Source organism: Maribacter sp. 1_2014MBL_MicDiv, assembly GCF_001865655.1.
GTDB lineage: Bacteria > Bacteroidota > Bacteroidia > Flavobacteriales > Flavobacteriaceae > Maribacter > Maribacter dokdonensis.
On record NZ_CP011318.1, the window covers coordinates 2,836,005 to 2,851,749 of the forward strand.

The window sequence follows — 15,745 nt, forward strand, 5'->3', positions numbered from 1 at the left end:
TAATGAAAAAGGATAAGCTATCTAGCTTATCCTTTTTTTTATGTTTTTTTGTTAACGAATAAATTATAAGTACAAGATGAAATATCAAGCAAAAAGAAAAGCATTAATACTACTTGCAGACGGAACTATTTTTTACGGTAAATCTGTTGGTGATAAAGAGGGTACTGCTTTTGGTGAGGTATGTTTTAATACGGGCATGACCGGATATCAAGAAATTTTCACAGATCCTTCATATTTTGGGCAAATAATGGTAACTACTAATGCTCATATTGGTAACTATGGTGTTAATAAAGACGAAATAGAATCTGAATCAATAAAAATCTCTGGATTAGTTTGTAGAAATTTCAGTTATGAATATTCTAGACCTTTAGCAGATGATAGCCTTCAGGGATTTCTAGAACAGAATGATCTTTTTGCAATTTCAGATGTCGATACTCGTGCATTGGTTAGTTATATACGTGATAACGGAGCTATGAATGCGGTTATATCTACAGATGTTGATAATATTGAAGATCTTAAGAAACGTTTAAGTGAGGTCCCAAGTATGGAGGGTCTTGAACTTGCATCAAAAGTATCTACAAAAGAAGCATATTTTGTTGGTGATGAAAATGCAACTTTTAAAATTGCAGCTTTAGATATTGGTATAAAGAAGAATATTTTAAGAAATCTGGTTAAAAGAGGGGCATATATAAAAGTATTTCCATACAACAGTAGTTTTGAGGAAATGTCTTCGTGGAATCCTGATGCTTTCTTTATATCTAATGGACCTGGAGATCCAGAACCATTAGTAGATGCTATAGCAGCTGTAAAAAAGATGATTGAAACGGACAAGCCTCTTTTTGGGATTTGTTTGGGTCATCAAGTTTTGGCATTGGCAAACGGTGTTTCTACATACAAAATGCACAATGGTCATAGAGGAATTAATCATCCAATATTGAACTTGGTTACAGGTAAAGGTGAAATAACCTCTCAAAACCATGGTTTTGCAATTAATAGGGAAGAGACTGAAGCAAATTCTAATTTGGAAATCACCCATACGCATCTAAATGATAAAACAGTAGCTGGTATAAAAATGAAGGATAAGGATGTATTTTCTGTACAATATCATCCAGAAGCAAGTCCAGGACCACATGATGCAGATTACCTTTTTGATGATTTTTTCAAATTAATTGAGAAAAGTTTAAAACATAACGAAATAGTTTAAATAAACATTAAATTATTGGGAAATCAGGGGTGCAAACAAACTCATTGATTTCCCTGTTTCGTATCTTTACTTTTTAATACAAACAACAAATAAAAAGATTAAAAATGAGTATTATATTAAATGTTCACGCAAGGCAGATATTAGATTCTAGAGGAAATCCAACTGTTGAAGTTGATGTAGTTACAGAAAATGGTGTAATGGGTAGAGCAGCGGTTCCTTCTGGTGCTTCTACAGGTGAGCATGAAGCTGTTGAGTTGCGTGATGGAGGTGAAACTTTCATGGGTAAAGGTGTAATGAAAGCTGTTGATAACGTAAATAGTGTTATTGCTGAAGAAATTTTAGGTATGAACGTGTTTGATCAAAATTTATTAGATCAAACAATGATAGATTTAGATGGTACTCCAAATAAATCTAAATTAGGAGCTAATGCTATTTTGGGTGTTTCTCTTGCTGCTGCTAAAGCTGCTGCCAATGAATTAGGTCTTTCACTCTTTAGGTATATTGGTGGTGTTAGCGCTAATACATTACCGGTTCCAATGATGAATATTATTAATGGTGGGTCTCACTCAGATGCACCAATCGCATTTCAGGAATTTATGGTAATGCCTGTTAAAGCAAAAAGCTTTTCACACGCTATGCAGATGGGTACGGAGATATTCCATAATCTTAAAAAGGTGTTACATGACCGTGGACTTAGTACTGCAGTAGGTGATGAAGGTGGTTTTGCGCCAAACCTAGCAGGTGGTACTGAAGATGCTTTGGATACTATTGCAAAAGCGGTTAAAAACGCAGGTTATACCTTAGGAGATGATGTAATGATCGCATTGGATTGTGCTGCAGCGGAATTCTTTGTGGATGGAAAATATGATTACACTAAATTTGAAGGAGAATCTGGTGTTATTAGAACTTCAGAAGAACAGGCTCAGTATTTAGCTGATCTAAGTGCAAAGTATCCTATTATCTCTATTGAAGACGGTATGGATGAAAACGATTGGGATGGTTGGAAATCTTTAACTGACAAAATTGGAGATAAAGTTCAATTAGTTGGTGATGATTTATTTGTAACCAATGTTGAGCGTTTGTCTACAGGTATTGAAAAAGGAATCGCAAATTCCATCTTGATCAAAGTAAACCAGATTGGTACATTGACAGAAACTATAGCGGCGGTTAATATGGCTAAAAATGCAGGTTATACTTCAGTAATGTCTCACCGTTCTGGAGAGACTGAAGATAATACTATCGCTGATTTAGCGGTTGCATTGAATACAGGTCAAATTAAAACAGGATCAGCATCAAGGTCTGATCGTATGGCTAAATATAACCAACTACTTAGAATAGAAGAAGAATTGGGGAGTACGGCTTACTACCCTCAAGAAAAAGCCTTTAAATTAGGTTAATTTCTGTGCTAAAATTATAATTAAGCCTTTCTTATTAGAAAGGCTTTTTTTTTTGGCGTACTTCAAAACTTTAACTACCTTTTGAGAATAAACCACATTTAATACCATTTTATTGGCGTATGAATAATTTTCTTTTTGTTTCAGCAGAAAACGATGCTATTCCAGATTGTAAAGCTGGTGGAATGGGTGATGTTGTTAGAGATGTGCCTAGGGAAATTTCGAAACGAGAAGATAAAGTTCACGTTGTCGTACCAGCTTATTCTAGATTACATAAAAACGGAATTTTTAAGACCAAACTAGAATTTAGCTTACGTGGTGTTCCGTATACGGCAGAATTATATGAGGTAATTCCAAAAAGGGTAGATAAAAATATTACACATTATGTAATTCATCATCCAGAAATCTTAGAAGGTGGAATTGCTCATATTTATCATGATGATCCTACCGAGCCATTTTTTAATGATTTTGTAAAATTTATTATTTTTTGCACTGCTACAGCAGAGGCTATTAAAATTGGAGCTTTTGGTAATCTGGATATTGTGCATATGCATGATTGGCATTCAGCGGCACTTTTATTTATAAAGACCTATCATCCAAGTTATAATGATCTAAAAAAGATGAGATACGTCTACACTATTCATAATTTGGCTATACAAGGTATTCGTCCCTTTTATAATAATTATGCTTCGGTTAACAATTGGTTTCCAGAAATACAATTGGATCATAATGCTTTAAAGGATTTAAGATATCAAGACTGTATAAATTTAATGGCTGTGGGCATACGCTTGGCAGATGCCGTTCATACGGTATCGCCTTCTTATAAAGAAGATGTTCTACTGCCTAGTAGAAGACCAGAGTTTATTGGCGGTGAAAGTTTGGAAAATGATTTGTTGAAGGCAGATAATGAAGGTCGTTTATTTGGAATTTTGAACGCAAGTAATTACGGTAATATTAGAGTTGCGGAAAAAGGTCTTTTGTATAGGAATACGGTAAAAGCACTTTTTAGATGGTTGCAAGAAAACTCCAAGAAATACAAAGCTGATTTTTTAGCCCATACTGGTGAAAAAATAATGCAGTATGTAGGGAATAGACCTAAATTTATTGTGTCTAGTGTAGCAAGGCTTACAGAGCAGAAATTTTATTTTTTAAAACGCTCACCAGAGGCCTTTGAAAAGATGTTGGTTAGGTTAAGTGAAGTGGATGGTATTTTTATGCTTTTGGGGACTGGTGATCCTGATTATGAGGAATTCTTTCGTCATATGAGTTATCATCATAAGAATTTTGTTTTTACGAACGGTCAATCAGAAGATTTAATAGATTCTATGTACTTGGAAACCGATCTTTATTTTATGCCAAGTTTGTTTGAGCCTTGTGGTATAAGTCAAATGTTAGCAATGAGAAATGGAAATCCTTGCCTAGTTCATCATACAGGCGGTCTAAAAGATACGGTAGAACATTTAAAAACTGGTTTTGCTTTTAGTGGAAATACCTATGATGAACAGATTAGTAATATGGTGAAGAGCTTTGATGAAGCATTGACTATTTGGGAGCATGATAAAGACACTTGGAAAAAAATTAAATCCAATGCGAAAAAAGTGAGATTTACTTGGGAGAAATCCTTAAATGAGTATTATGATAAACTATATCTGTTGTAATGAAAGCTATTCATAGTACTTATTGTTAATTTTACCCAAAACAGATTTATGAAATTGGTAGACCAATCCTGTTTTGTTAACTTTACGAGGAGTATTTAAAACGTAAAAATTAAAAATGTCAGACAAAGCTATTTTAGAATATAATGGTGAAAAATATGAGTTTCCGGTAATTAAGGGAACCGAAGATGAACTTGCAATAGATATCAAATCATTGCGTTCAGCAACCAAAGGAATGATAACCATTGATCCGGGTTTTAAAAATACAGGATCATGTGAAAGTGCTATTACTTTTTTAGATGGCGAAAAAGGTATTTTACGTTATAGAGGGTATTCAATTGAAGAATTAGCCGAGAAAGCTGATTTCTTAGAAGTTGCCTATGCTTTAATATTTGGAGACCTACCTAATAAGGAGGAACTGGCAAAGTTTCACAAGGATATTAAAGATGAATCTCACGTAGATGAAGAGATGAAGAAGATATTGGATGGTTTTCCAAAGTCCGCACATCCAATGGGTGTTCTATCATCTTTAACAAGTGCACTAATTGCATTTAATCCTTCTACTGTTGATGTAAGTTCAGATGAGGATATGTACCACGCAATTGTACGTATACTTGCAAAATTCCCAGTTCTTGTAGCTTGGACTTTACGTAAAAAGAAAGGTCTTCCATTAGATTATGGAGATGATAGTTTAGGGTATGTTGAGAACATTCATAAAATGATGTTCAAGCGTCCTAACCAAGATTATAAAAAGAATAAAGTTGTCATTGAAGCCTTAGATAAGTTGTTGATATTACATGCAGACCATGAACAAAACTGTTCTACAAGTACTGTTCGTATTGTAGGTTCTTCACATGCTGGATTATTTGCATCGTTATCTGCTGGTATTTCAGCTCTCTGGGGACCACTACACGGTGGTGCAAACCAAGCTGTTTTAGAAATGCTTGAAGCAATTGAAGCGGATGGTGGTGACACCAAAAAATATATGGCCAAGGCTAAAGATAAATCTGATCCTTTTAGATTAATGGGCTTTGGACATAGAGTATATAAGAACTTTGACCCTCGTGCCAAAATCATTAAAGTTGCAGCTGACGAGGTATTGGCAGATTTAGGTATTAATGACCCTATTCTTGATATAGCCAAAGGCTTGGAAAAAGAGGCTTTGGAAGATCAGTACTTTGTGGATAGAAAATTATACCCTAATGTAGATTTCTACTCAGGTATTATTTATAGAGCTTTGGGTATACCAACAGAAATGTTTACAGTAATGTTCGCATTAGGTAGATTGCCAGGGTGGATTGCACAATGGAGAGAAATGAGATTAAATGGTGAGCCAATTGGTAGACCAAGACAAGTATATACTGGTGAAAATTTAAGATCTTTTGTCGAACTTGACAAAAGGTAGATTGCTACCGTTAATAAAAAAACAAAAGCTCTTTTAATTTTAAAGGAGCTTTTTTTTGTGCCAAATTTTAATTTTTATTTAAATAAACACATATGTTACAATTAAATATCAATGATGAGATTTCACTTTTAAAGGCAGTGGTATTAGGTATTGCTAAAAGCTCAGGACCTACACCCACTTTAGAGGAAGCATATGATCCAAAATCCAAGGAACATATAAAGGCAGGGACTTATCCGTTAGAAGCTGACATGATAAAAGAAATGGAAGCTTTTAGAGAAGTCTTTGAAAAATATGGTGTAAAGGTTTTTAGACCTGAGGTTCTAGAAGATTGTAATCAGATTTTTACAAGAGATATCGCTTTTGTAATAGAAAATAAGTTGATAAAAGCCAACATCTTACCTGATCGTGAACAAGAGGTTGAGGCTATTTTACATGTACTTGATAAAATAGAGGATGACAACATTCTTACACCGCCTGAGGACGTGCATGTTGAAGGTGGTGACGTAATGCCATGGAACGATTATATTTTTGTTGGTACCTATACAGCGGATGATTATCCATCATATATTACTGCAAGAACAAATAAGGCCGCGGTAGAATATTTAGCTAAACAGTTTCCGCATAAAACTATAAAGTCGTTTGAGCTTCGCAAGTCCAATACAGTAGCTAAAGACAACGCTTTGCATTTAGATTGTTGTTTTCAGCCTTTGGGTAAAGGGAAAGCTATTATTCATAAAAACGGATTTTTGGTTGAGGAAGAATACCAATGGTTGGTTGATTTTTTTGGAAAAGAAAATGTTTTTGAAATAGATGCCTTAGAAATGTACCATATGTATAGCAATGTATTTTCTATTTCACCAGATGTTGTAGTATCTGAACGCAATTTCACCCGTTTGAATAATTGGTTAAGAGAACAAGGCTTTACGGTAGAGGAGATTCCGTATGGCGAAATATCAAAACAAGAGGGTTTATTGCGCTGTAGTACTTTACCCTTAATTAGAGTATAATTTAAATAAATGTACCCCTATGCAAATTACTAACACAATACTAATGATTCGCCCTGTGTCATTTAGAATGAATGAGCAAACGGCTGTCAATAACTACTTTATGGAGGATATTGACTTGAAGAATCAAGAAATTAACAAGAAGGCCCAAGAGGAGTTTGATGCTTTTGTGGTAGAATTAAGAAATAAAGGAGTAAACGTATTAGTTGTTCAAGATACTAAAGAGCCTGATACTCCAGACAGTATTTTTCCAAATAATTGGATATCATTTCACGCAAATGGTACCGTTGGTGTCTACCCAATGTTCGCAGAGAACAGAAGAAGTGAAAGGCGCGATGATATTTTTGATATTTTGGAATCTAACGGTTTTAAGATCAATGATGTTGTTGATTATACTTCTGCTGAAGAGGAAGAGTTGTTTCTTGAAGGCACAGGTAGCATTCTTATAGATCGTGTAAACAAAAAAGCTTATTGCGCATTGTCTGAACGTGCAGATGAAGAATTGTTTATTGAGTTCTGTGAAGATTTCGATTTTTTTCCGGTAATATTTACCGCAAACCAGTCTGTAGACGGTAAAAGATTACCAATTTACCATACTAACGTAATGATGGCATTGGCAGAAAATTTTGTAATAATCTGTGCAGATTCTATTGATGATAAGAAGGAAAAAAAGAACGTATTAGATCATCTAAAAAAAGATGGTAAAGAGATTATTACGATTACCGAGCAGCAAATGCATCATTTTGCCGGTAATATGTTGCAGGTTTTGGGTAGCGAAGATAAAAGATATATGGTGATGAGCTCAGCTGCATTTCATAGTTTGACCAACGAGCAGATTACTAAAATAGAAAACCATTGTTCAATTTTACATAGTTCTTTACATACTATTGAAACCTGTGGTGGTGGTAGTGCCCGTTGCATGATGGCTGAAGTTTTTCTTCCAAAAGAATAATGATACTTGTTACCCTATTAAAATAATTAAACTTAATGGGGTAACATTTTAAAACTGTATTCGCTATCTTCATAGAGATTGAAGCTATTTAGAATTCAAAGTCTTTATGAGGTTAAAAGCAATTTATATTTTATTGGCATTCTCTTTTGCAGGATTTATTCTTGTATGGGCAAGCTCACCTATAATTACTGATTATGAAATTATAGAAGAAAAGGCTCTTTCTAATCAAAATGATGATGACTTCAATACAATGATGGATGTACTTACCCATCAACGTTGTGTAAACTGTCACCCAAATGATCATATTCCCAAACAAGGAGACGATAGTCATCCACATTATTTTGATATGGCAAGAGGTGAAAACGATCATGGTTTTGAGGCTACCAATTGCAATACTTGTCATCAGTCAGAAAATAATATGAATTCAGGTGTGCCAGGTGCACCACATTGGGCGTTGGCTCCGGCATCAATGGCTTGGGAAGGACTCACTAGAACTGAACTAGCTGAGCGTTTGTTAGATAAAACCACCAATGGCAATAGAAGTCACGCAGCGCTTGTAAAGCATATGACAGAAGATGAGTTGGTACTTTGGGCTTGGGAACCCGGGGTAGATGCGGATGGTGATCCACGTACTTTACCACCAGTTTCAAAAGAAGATTTTAAAAAAGCGGTAGAAAATTGGTTTGCTAATGGGGCGGTTATTCCTGTAAAATAATATATCTATATGAAAATTTCCTTAACGGTTAACGGAGCTGTAAAATCAATTGATATTGCAGATGATAATACGCCATTGCTTTGGGTCATAAGAGATACGTTAAATTTGAAAGGAACAAAATTTGGCTGTGGAAAAGCGGCTTGCGGCGCATGTACATTACATGTAGATGGAGAGGCAGTGCGTTCTTGTTCGTATCCGGTGAAATTTGCAAATGGTAAAAAGGTAACTACCATAGAGGGTTTAGGAAATAGAGATCGTCCACACCCCGTACAGCAAGCTTGGATTGAAGAAATTGTTCCTCAATGTGGCTATTGTCAACCCGGTTTTATGATGGCAACGGCGGCACTTTTAAATAAGGTTCCCAATCCGTCAGATGAAGATATCGATAATAATATTATTAACGTATGCCGTTGCGGTACGTATTATAGAATGCGAAAAGCAATACATAAGGCAGCTAAGTTGCAAGCAAACATGGATATTGAATCAGTTAAAGAGGGGAAGTAAATGGCTGATAAAAAAAATGGTTCAAAAAAAGTATCTAGACGTAAATTTTTAATCAAGGGCGGTCTAGGTGCTATTGGTGTGGTTGCCATTGGTACCTATATCTTTAGAAACCCGATAAGGCGACAAATTTTAGGGGTGGTAAATTCATTGGAAGCACCTTATACCGACAATACCGACCAACCTATGGTTTGGTTTGAGGTAAATTCAGATAATACAATAGTATTACACTCTCCTAAAATGGAAATGGGCCAAGGAACTTTTACGGGTATTGCTCAAATGGCAGCGGAAGAACTTATGGTTGGTATTGAGCAAATACATGTGGTTCACGCTGCTTCGGCGACAGGTAATGTAGATAGCTTTGCTACTGGCGGAAGTACATCCATATCTGGATTGTGGCAACCGCTTAGAGAGTTGGCTGCAATGTTGCGGGTAATGCTTTTAAATGAAGCTGCTCGCAAAATGAATATAAATGTAGAAGAACTTACCATAGATAAAGGAATCATTTCTGGTGCAGGTGATAAAATGACCTACGCCCAAGTTGCGGAGGGGGTTGTAGATTGGGAGATTCCAGATGTTCCCGTTTTAAAGGATGCTAAGGATTACAAGTATATTGGTAAGCCTATTTCTAGAGTGGATTTAGATGCTAAAGTATACGGAGATCCTATTTTTGGAATGGATGCAGAAATGCAGGGAATGCTCTATGGAGCGGTGGTAAGACCTACTAAAATAGGGGCAACATTTGTAAGTGCGGACATTAAAGAGGCAGAGGGTATGCCCGGTGTCGTTAAGATTATTATTGAAAATGATTTTGTAGGTGTAATTGCAAATTCTATCATTGAAGCTGAACATGCGAAAGAGGCTATTAAGGTTGTTTGGGAAAGTTATGAGGATTTAAGCACGGCAGATATTATAGGAATGATGACCGTTGGTAATGGTAATTCCATGGTCATACAAAAGAACGGTCAATCACTGGTCGAAGATGATGATTTTGAAACTTTGGAGTTTAGAAGTCCGATCGGTGCTCACGCACAAATTGAACCAAACGGAGTTGTTGCCTATGTAGAAGGAGATAAGGCTACCGTTAAAATTTCAACCCAAGTGGTAAGTATTACCAGAAAAGAGGTTGCCAAACGTTTAGATATAGATGTTGAAAACGTCAATATCATACCTACTTATTTAGGAGGTGGTTTTGGTAGAAGATTACATACTCCACATGCGGTGCAAGCTGCTTTAATGTCAAAAGCTGTAGGTAATCCTGTAAAATATTTTTTTAGTAGAAAAGAAGAGTTTCAGCATGATATGTTTCGCCCTCCCACGCACCATGTGATTAAGGGTAAGCTGAATGCGGAAGGGTTTTTAGAAGCTCTTGAACATGATTTCGTAAGTGGTGATGTTGCAACTGATTCTGCTTTAATTCCTAATGCACTAACTAATTTTTTAGGTGCCGATGTAGGTGCTATACGTGGTGGTTTTATACAATATACGGCTGTTCCAAATTTTAAGGCGGTTCATTGGCATGTTACCTTACCATTTGCGACCAGTTGGTGGCGCAGTCTTGGGTTGTTGGCGAATACCTTTGCCATGGAGAGTTTTATGGATAAAATGGCTATTAAGGCAAAGAAAAATGCAGTAGATTTTAGATTGGCACAAATTGGGGATGATACCATTGATGTTCGTTTAAAAAACGTTATTCGGGCGGCAGCTGAAAAAGCGAATTATACAGAAGATATTATTGATGGTAAGGCTATGGGTTTTGCAGCTTCTATTGATGCCAATACGCCTTGTGCACAGGTTGCTGAGGTTTCAGTGGTAGGCAATGAAATAATTGTGCATAAAGTCACTGTGGCCATGGATCCTGGGTTAGCGGTTAATCCTGATCAGATTCGTGCTCAGTGTGAAGGTTCTGTAATTATGGGTATGAGTGCTGTTTTGTACGAGAAAATGGAAGTGGAAAATGGCGAATTAACACCTACGATCTATGGTCCTTATCAAATGGCTTTAATGAAAAATGCTCCAAAAGAAATAGATGTAGTTTTGTTGCAAGGAAAAGATACACCGGGGGCAGTGGGCGAACCTCCATTAGGACCAATTGGTGCAGCTATAGCAAATGCGGTTAGAAGATTGACCGGAGAAAGGCTGACCGAATTGCCCCTAAAAATTTCTAAAAATAACCTGAGCTAATAGGTAATACCATCTCTTTTCCACCTTTTGTGGGTCCACAAATATAGTTCTGGATACTTTTGTATGACCTCTTCTAATTTATGGGCATAGGTTTCTATAATATTTTGTTCGTCTAAGTTAGATGCGGAATTAACGATTGTTTCAAAGAATAATTCATAAGTGCCACGCTTTATTTTCTTCAAATAAGGGAGGAATATTATGGAATCTGTCTTTTTGGCAATTTTTGCGGCTCCAGTAAAAAAAGAAGTTTGCTGATTAAAAAATTGGGTTTGGGATTTACCGGATTTTCCTAAAGGACTTTGATCGCCAATTACACAATTCATAGAGACTACGTTATTGTTTTTTAAGTGTAATAAGTGTCGGTACCCTTTATCGCTTGGAATACAATGCACATTAAATCGTTCTCGCATTAAAATGAATAAGTCGTTGAAATATGTGTTTGATAAGGGTTTGTATAAAGTATTGCAGTTTACTTCTAGAAATAATGGAACCGTAGTAAGCCATTCCCAATTGCCTTGGTGTGCAGTGTACAGCATTATATTTTCATTATTTTTAAGATGATCGGTCAATTGGGATAAGTTATTGATCTTAAATCTGTTTTCAATCTCACTTGGTTTTATCGTTAATAATTTTATTGACTCAAAGAACATATCACAAAAATGCTGGTAGAATTTTTTTGCAATGCTGTTTATTTCTTTCTCTGATTTGTGGGGAAAAGCAAGATGCAAGTTTTTACACACTACTTTTTTTCTGTAGCCAAGTATATAATACGTTAAAAAGTAAGTAATGTCAGATATCATATATAACATCCAAAAAGGTAGAATGGACAATACATAAAAAGGGAAAAAACGTAAATATTTCATCTTCAAAATATTAAAAGCATTGATCAATACAGCTTAAATAGGTGTACAATACTAGTCGTAAAATTGAAATGAATATTACCTTAAAAAATAAAAAAATAACGCTTTAGCATGTGGAATTTAGTTGTGGCCCGTTTTGGCAATATTACTGATCATGCCGCCAAAAATAAAATAATGAAAGGGCACAATGCTGTACCAGTATAACCTGCCTCGTAATCCTCTAGGTCTAAAGGTTGCGGTTTGGTGCAATATGTTGTTCTCGTCAATCTTAAACTCTAGCCAAGCCTCTCCGGGCAGCTTCATTTCTGCAAACAATAGAAGTCTTTTTGCGTTTTTATCGGCCAATAGAACTCTCCAGAAATCCAATGCGTCTCCAGCGAATATTTTGTCTGGGTGTGTTCTTCCTCTTCGTAATCCTACGCCGCCCCAAAGTTTATCTAAAAAACCCCTGATTTTCCATAACCAATTTCCGTAATACCAACCGGTTTCGCCACCAATTCTCCAAATACGTTCCAAGACTTCTTCTGGATTTTTTACCGTAATCTGTTTGTAATCTTTGAGTACGCCATATTTTGGGACTTGAATATGTTTTTCAAGGTTTTCTAAAAAACGACCACTGATCATACTGTCTTTCCAACTGCTGATCACTAAATTTTGTTCTATCTTTTTAAAGGCAAGGTTAATGGCCTCTTTGTAGGTATGTGGTTCAATACCAAGTATTTCTTGCAATCTAGTGTCTTTTGCTATGACTTCAATTTTCATACTGTCCACTAGGTTCAACGCTAATTTATATGAAGTTGAGGTTACAAAATAGAGCCAATAGGATGACAATTTTGGAGTCATCACAGGTACCGTCCAAATCCAGTTTTTGAATCCTCGTACTTCGGCATATTTATGCAACATATCTTTATAGGTAAGTACATTTGGACCCGCTATATCAAATGAGTCGTTATAGGTTTTTTCGTGTCCTAGTACGCCGGTTAAAAAGGCTATAACATCTCTTATGGCAATGGGTTGCGTTTTTGTCAACACCCATTTTGGCGTTATCATAACGGGCAGTTTTTCACATAGGTCACGTATAATTTCGAAAGAAGAACTTCCTGATCCTACAATGATACCTGCCCTTAAAACCGTTAAATTATATTTTCCTTGATACAGAATGTCCTCCACATTTTTACGTGATTGTAAATGTTTTGAGAGTTTTTCATCATTGACAATACCGCTTAAATAAATAACTTGCTTAATATTTGTGTTGTTCACATATTTGTTGAAGTTGACAGCCGTTTTTGCTTCCATGTCATCAAAATCTTGGGTAGATGAGCTCATGGAGTGTATAAGGAAGTACGCGGCGTCTATATCCTTGGGTACAATATTTTCTTTAGGTTCTTCTAAAAAATCAATCTCTATGATTTGAATATTACTTCTAATTTCTTTGTCTACGGATAGTCTGCTTTCATCACGAACCGCACAAACAATTTCATGTCCCATTTCTAAGAGCTGCGGTAGTAAGCGCATGCCTATATAACCATTGGCACCTGTGAGCAGTATTTTCATAAATCTTCAATTGATGTAGGCGCGTTATTCGCTTTGTAGTCCATGATTTTTTTAAAGAATTTCTGTACCGCCTTGGTATCAGACTCCACTTTTATAAAATATTGATCGCGGTAAATGGAGTAAACCGAAGCTTGACCTTTGTATATAGATAGTTTATAGTAGGGTATGATCAATGCATATGTTTCTAAAAGTGATCTAAACCCAATAATAATTCCATTTGGCCTCATCTCTATATTACAAACATCCCTATTGCTGTCTAATATGAGAAGATTTCTAATTTCAATGCTTGTCTCCGTAATGATCAGTTTTGGTGACCCAATGCCGTTCATGGCCCATCTTTGTTTTAAGGTAAAAGGTTTGCCTACTTCTTCCTCAATTTTTTTAGTGACGGCTTTATTATTGTAGGATACGTTTAACAGCATGCAATTTTTTGTACAGTTTTACTAAAGTTAACGAAATACCGCATGAATGCCACATCTGTTTACCCTTAAAGCATAAAAAATCATTAATTTTGCAGGCTTAATTAAACGTTTTGATGAATATTCAAGAGGTACTATCAGTTAAAGTAAAAGAAGCGGTAAAATCTATTTTTGATAAGGATTTGCCAAATGTGGAATTTCAACCTACCCGTAAGGATTTTGAGGGAGATATTACTATTGTGGTTTTTCCAATGTTACGTGTAGTGAAAGGAAACCCAGTACAAATTGGGGAGCAAATTGGTGCATATTTAGAAAAACACATAGATGAGGTTGCCGGCTTTAATGTGATTAAAGGATTCTTGAATATTGTTATAAACGATTCTTTCTACTTGAATTTTTTCAACTCGATCTCAACCATACCCAATTATGGTTATGTGCAAGAGTCGGATGATGCCGTTATGGTAGAGTACTCTTCGCCAAACACTAATAAGCCATTACACCTGGGTCATATTAGAAATAACTTATTAGGATATTCCGTTGCGGAAATATTAAAGGCATCGGGTAAAAAAGTATATAAAACTCAAATTATCAATGACCGTGGTATTCATATCTGTAAAAGTATGGTGGCTTGGCAAAAGTTCGGAAATGGGGAGACACCCGTATCAACCGGACTAAAAGGCGATAAGCTGGTTGGTAATTACTATGTGGCTTTTGATAAAGCTTATAAAGAACAAATAGCGGATTTAGTTGCTAAGGGAATTGATAAAAAGGTTGCTGAAAAAGAAGCTCCTATTTTGTTAGAAGCTCAAGAAATGCTTTTAAAATGGGAAGCTGGTGATCCTGAAATCGTAACCTTATGGAAAACCATGAACGGTTGGGTATATAAAGGTTTTGAAGTTACCTATAAGAATTTAGGAGTAGATTTTGATACGCTATATTATGAAAGTGATACCTACCTTTTAGGTAAGGATGTTGTTGCGGAAGGATTAAAGAAGGGAATATTCTTTAAGAAAGATGATGGTAGTGTTTGGATCGATTTGACCGAAGATGGATTGGATGAGAAAATTGTTCTTCGTTCAGATGGCACTGCGGTCTATATGACCCAGGATATTGGTACCGCCATACAACGTGTTAAAGATCATCCAGATGTTAATGGTATGGTTTACACTGTTGGTAATGAGCAAGATTATCACTTTAAGGTTTTGTTTTTAATTCTGCAAAAACTTGGTTTTTCTTGGTCAAAAAAACTGCACCACCTAAGTTATGGTATGGTAGATTTGCCTAGTGGGAAAATGAAGAGTAGGGAAGGCACCGTTGTAGATGCCGATGATCTTATGGCAGATATGACCCAGACCGCTGCTAATATTTCTGAGGAACTTGGTAAGCTTGAGGACTATAACGAAGTAGAAAAGCAGACGCTTTACCAAATGATAGGTTTGGGCGCTTTAAAGTACTATATTCTTAAAGTAGATCCTAAAAAGAGAATCTTGTTCGACCCAGAAGAGTCGGTAGATTTTCAAGGTAATACAGGACCTTTTATTCAGTATACCTATGCTCGTATTCAATCTATTTTGAGAAAGGCAGAAAGTATGGGAATCAATATTTCTAAAGATGCCAAAGTTTCTGAGTTACATTCAAAAGAAAAGGAATTGATCAAACAGCTTCAATTATTTCCAGAGACCATTCAATTGGCTGCAGATAATTTTAGTCCGGCATTGATTGCTAATTTCACCTATGATCTGGTAAAGGAATTTAATTCTTTCTATCAACAGGTTTCCATATTGGGAGAGGTAGATGAAGCTAAGAAAGTATTACGAGTTCAATTATCTAAAAAGGTTGCCCAGGTTATACAAGATGCATTCAAATTATTAGGCGTAGAGGTTCCTGAGCGTATGTAA

General features: G+C 35.9%; 13 protein-coding genes. 10 read left to right on the top strand and 3 right to left on the bottom strand.

What is annotated here, in order from left to right; translation table 11 throughout:
• The first annotated feature begins 76 nt into the window (after positions 1–76).
• From carA to YQ22_RS11945, 9 genes are all read left to right on the top strand, one after another.
• Positions 77–1,204 carry a glutamine-hydrolyzing carbamoyl-phosphate synthase small subunit gene (gene carA, locus YQ22_RS11905; RefSeq protein ID WP_071341366.1) on the top strand — a complete coding sequence of 376 codons (1,128 nt, stop codon included), beginning with the start codon at positions 77–79 and terminating at the stop codon, positions 1,202–1,204.
• A 104-nt stretch (positions 1,205–1,308) separates the two neighbouring features.
• The gene (gene eno / locus YQ22_RS11910) at positions 1,309–2,601 is read left to right on the top strand and encodes a phosphopyruvate hydratase (RefSeq protein ID WP_071341367.1); all 1,293 of its coding nucleotides are present in this window, start codon (positions 1,309–1,311) and stop codon (positions 2,599–2,601) included.
• Between the two features lie 119 nt (positions 2,602–2,720).
• The gene (locus tag YQ22_RS11915) at positions 2,721–4,256 is read left to right on the top strand and encodes a glycogen synthase (RefSeq protein WP_071341368.1); all 1,536 of its coding nucleotides are present in this window, start codon (positions 2,721–2,723) and stop codon (positions 4,254–4,256) included.
• A gap of 115 nt (positions 4,257–4,371) precedes the next feature.
• Complete coding sequence (locus YQ22_RS11920; RefSeq protein WP_058103808.1) at positions 4,372–5,658, top strand: citrate synthase; 1,287 nt, start codon at positions 4,372–4,374, stop codon at positions 5,656–5,658.
• Positions 5,659–5,750: 92 nt separating this feature from the next.
• Positions 5,751–6,665, top strand: a complete 915-nt coding sequence (locus tag YQ22_RS11925) for a dimethylarginine dimethylaminohydrolase family protein (protein WP_071341369.1) — start codon at positions 5,751–5,753, stop codon at positions 6,663–6,665.
• A 19-nt stretch (positions 6,666–6,684) separates the two neighbouring features.
• Positions 6,685–7,614, top strand: coding sequence for a citrulline utilization hydrolase CtlX (gene ctlX, locus YQ22_RS11930; protein WP_071341370.1), 930 nt, complete (start codon positions 6,685–6,687; stop codon positions 7,612–7,614).
• A 106-nt stretch (positions 7,615–7,720) separates the two neighbouring features.
• On the top strand, positions 7,721–8,329 hold the full coding sequence (locus YQ22_RS11935; RefSeq protein ID WP_071341371.1) for a hypothetical protein: 609 nt from the start codon (positions 7,721–7,723) through the stop codon (positions 8,327–8,329).
• A gap of 9 nt (positions 8,330–8,338) precedes the next feature.
• On the top strand, positions 8,339–8,833 hold the full coding sequence (locus YQ22_RS11940; RefSeq protein ID WP_071341372.1) for a (2Fe-2S)-binding protein: 495 nt from the start codon (positions 8,339–8,341) through the stop codon (positions 8,831–8,833).
• Complete coding sequence (locus tag YQ22_RS11945; protein WP_071341373.1) at positions 8,834–11,014, top strand: xanthine dehydrogenase family protein molybdopterin-binding subunit; 2,181 nt, start codon at positions 8,834–8,836, stop codon at positions 11,012–11,014.
• Here the strand turns inward: YQ22_RS11945 and YQ22_RS11950 are convergent.
• The 3 genes from YQ22_RS11950 to YQ22_RS11960 form a co-directional block, all read right to left on the bottom strand.
• The gene (locus YQ22_RS11950; RefSeq protein ID WP_071341374.1) at positions 11,011–11,877 is read right to left on the bottom strand and encodes a lysophospholipid acyltransferase family protein; all 867 of its coding nucleotides are present in this window, start codon (positions 11,875–11,877) and stop codon (positions 11,011–11,013) included. The two genes, YQ22_RS11945 and YQ22_RS11950, sit on opposite strands and share 4 nt — an antisense overlap.
• Before the next feature lie 117 nt (positions 11,878–11,994).
• Positions 11,995–13,428 carry an SDR family oxidoreductase gene (locus tag YQ22_RS11955; protein WP_071341375.1) on the bottom strand — a complete coding sequence of 478 codons (1,434 nt, stop codon included), beginning with the start codon at positions 13,426–13,428 and terminating at the stop codon, positions 11,995–11,997.
• The gene (locus YQ22_RS11960) at positions 13,425–13,850 is read right to left on the bottom strand and encodes a hypothetical protein (protein WP_071341376.1); all 426 of its coding nucleotides are present in this window, start codon (positions 13,848–13,850) and stop codon (positions 13,425–13,427) included. Before YQ22_RS11960 ends, YQ22_RS11955 begins: the two co-directional genes overlap by 4 nt.
• A 113-nt stretch (positions 13,851–13,963) precedes the next feature.
• Here YQ22_RS11960 and argS point away from each other — a divergent pair, with 113 nt between their 5' ends.
• Positions 13,964–15,745: an arginine--tRNA ligase gene (gene argS, locus YQ22_RS11965; RefSeq protein ID WP_071341377.1), complete on the top strand. Its 1,782-nt coding sequence runs from the start codon at positions 13,964–13,966 to the stop codon at positions 15,743–15,745.

What these genes read in the sequence shown, in the direction of transcription:
- carA (WP_071341366.1), top strand. Translation starts at nt 77, where the DNA reads ATGAAATATCAAGCAAAAAGAAAAGCATTAATACTACTTGCAGACGGA.
- eno (WP_071341367.1), top strand. Translation starts at nt 1,309, where the DNA reads ATGAGTATTATATTAAATGTTCACGCAAGGCAGATATTAGATTCTAGA.
- YQ22_RS11915 (WP_071341368.1), top strand. Translation starts at nt 2,721, where the DNA reads ATGAATAATTTTCTTTTTGTTTCAGCAGAAAACGATGCTATTCCAGAT.
- YQ22_RS11920 (WP_058103808.1), top strand. Translation starts at nt 4,372, where the DNA reads ATGTCAGACAAAGCTATTTTAGAATATAATGGTGAAAAATATGAGTTT.
- YQ22_RS11925 (WP_071341369.1), top strand. Translation starts at nt 5,751, where the DNA reads ATGTTACAATTAAATATCAATGATGAGATTTCACTTTTAAAGGCAGTG.
- ctlX (WP_071341370.1), top strand. Translation starts at nt 6,685, where the DNA reads ATGCAAATTACTAACACAATACTAATGATTCGCCCTGTGTCATTTAGA.
- YQ22_RS11935 (WP_071341371.1), top strand. Translation starts at nt 7,721, where the DNA reads ATGAGGTTAAAAGCAATTTATATTTTATTGGCATTCTCTTTTGCAGGA.
- YQ22_RS11940 (WP_071341372.1), top strand. Translation starts at nt 8,339, where the DNA reads ATGAAAATTTCCTTAACGGTTAACGGAGCTGTAAAATCAATTGATATT.
- YQ22_RS11945 (WP_071341373.1), top strand. Translation starts at nt 8,834, where the DNA reads ATGGCTGATAAAAAAAATGGTTCAAAAAAAGTATCTAGACGTAAATTT.
- YQ22_RS11950 (WP_071341374.1), bottom strand. Translation starts at nt 11,877, where the DNA reads ATGAAATATTTACGTTTTTTCCCTTTTTATGTATTGTCCATTCTACCT.
- YQ22_RS11955 (WP_071341375.1), bottom strand. Translation starts at nt 13,428, where the DNA reads ATGAAAATACTGCTCACAGGTGCCAATGGTTATATAGGCATGCGCTTA.
- YQ22_RS11960 (WP_071341376.1), bottom strand. Translation starts at nt 13,850, where the DNA reads ATGCTGTTAAACGTATCCTACAATAATAAAGCCGTCACTAAAAAAATT.
- argS (WP_071341377.1), top strand. Translation starts at nt 13,964, where the DNA reads ATGAATATTCAAGAGGTACTATCAGTTAAAGTAAAAGAAGCGGTAAAA.